The sequence below is a fragment of the Actinomycetota bacterium genome, assembly GCA_009923495.1.
Classification (GTDB): domain Bacteria; phylum Actinomycetota; class Actinomycetes; order S36-B12; family UBA5976; genus UBA5976.
In genome coordinates, this window is the sequence record RFTJ01000057.1 from 1 (window position 1) to 1,169 (window position 1,169).

At 50.0% G+C, this 1,169-nt stretch carries 3 protein-coding genes; all 3 read right to left on the reverse strand.

What is annotated here, in order from left to right:
* Positions 1–294 (reverse strand): hypothetical protein (locus EBS36_07510; GenBank protein NBU32994.1); only part of this gene is annotated, 294 nt, incomplete at its 3' end.
* A gap of 151 nt (positions 295–445) precedes the next feature.
* On the reverse strand, positions 446–655 hold the full coding sequence (locus EBS36_07515; GenBank protein ID NBU32995.1) for a hypothetical protein: 210 nt from the start codon (positions 653–655) through the stop codon (positions 446–448).
* Between the two features lie 13 nt (positions 656–668).
* Positions 669–938 carry a hypothetical protein gene (locus EBS36_07520; GenBank protein NBU32996.1) on the reverse strand — a complete coding sequence of 90 codons (270 nt, stop codon included), beginning with the start codon at positions 936–938 and terminating at the stop codon, positions 669–671.
* Positions 939–1,169 lie beyond the last annotated feature (231 nt).

Here is a 1,169-nt window from a genome sequence, read left to right on the forward strand (position 1 = left end):
ACTCATGCCGTTGTTCTCTCGGGGGTTGTCGCCGAGTCCCGCATTTTCGTAGGCACTTTCGAGCTCTCTTGCATGGAGGAACCATGTAGTTTCGATCTCGTAGGTGTAGATGGGAACTGACCCGTCGACGATTTCATGGATGGCACCGCTGTAATCCAAGTCGTTGTTTAAACATGGAAGCTCTTCAGTCTCGGGATTCTGTTCAACGTAGGACTTGAGTTCGTCTTGTACGCTTTCGATGGCATTCGCCACCCGCTCCTCGAGGGTATCTTCAATTTCAATCGTCCGTTTCATTTTTTCTTTTTTCCTTTCTGTAGGGCTTGTGTAGCCAGCTTGTTGACGTATTCGATGAGGTCGATTGCCTCTCCGTGTCCGACGTTTGCAAACCCGATGTCGGATTTGAATGACGTCAGCTTTCTAATCTTTCGCAGTGTGTCGGCTTGTGTCATTTGTTTTCTCCTTTTGATGGGCAGTCATACAACCTAAAGGTGTACGTCTCCGCATCGATTTCGGTGGGGGTGAATACGCCGAAGCCATCGCTATCGTCGTAGACGCTCACCTCTATTTGTCCCCCGCCTATGTTTACGAGTGCTGACCATTCGTGGGTGTCGCAGATGTTTTGAATGTCCGCAAGTGAGTAGATTGATTTGTCCATTGTTCGTTCTCCTTTAGTCGACATAGCGGAAGCATAGGTTTTTATCGTCCCATGCGGTCTCCGTTATGATGTAGTTGATGCGGTTGCAGAAGTGCATACCAGCACAGATGATTGTTTCGTGCTCGCCGTCGAGCAGTGTCCAGACGTGCTTCGGGTTCGTCTTCCGCACTAGCTGTTCGTCCTCTCCGTAGGTTTCGAAGAGGATGTCTTCGCTAGGGTCGTCCGCTGTCGGCGTACGCTTTGTCGGCTTATATTGTTTTTCGAATGATGCAAAACTTTTCATTGTTCGTGCTCCTATGTTTCGTGTTTCGTTTAACCGATGCCGTGAGGATTCGAACCTCACGAGCACCAGTACCCATTACCCAAATCTGTTATGCCTTCGCATCCTCCTCACGCTCTAACTTGATGCCCGCCTTGGCCAGTTGCTCGATGATGAACTTCGTGTCCGTCTTGCCCTGCCAAGGGGTATTCCCCGAGAACAACGCTCCGATGTAGATGTCCACCTGACGTTGCT

Coding starts and splice junctions, on each gene's coding strand:
- EBS36_07515 (NBU32995.1), bottom strand. CDS start 655: ATGGACAAATCAATCTACTCACTTGCGGACATTCAAAACATCTGCGAC.
- EBS36_07520 (NBU32996.1), bottom strand. CDS start 938: ATGAAAAGTTTTGCATCATTCGAAAAACAATATAAGCCGACAAAGCGT.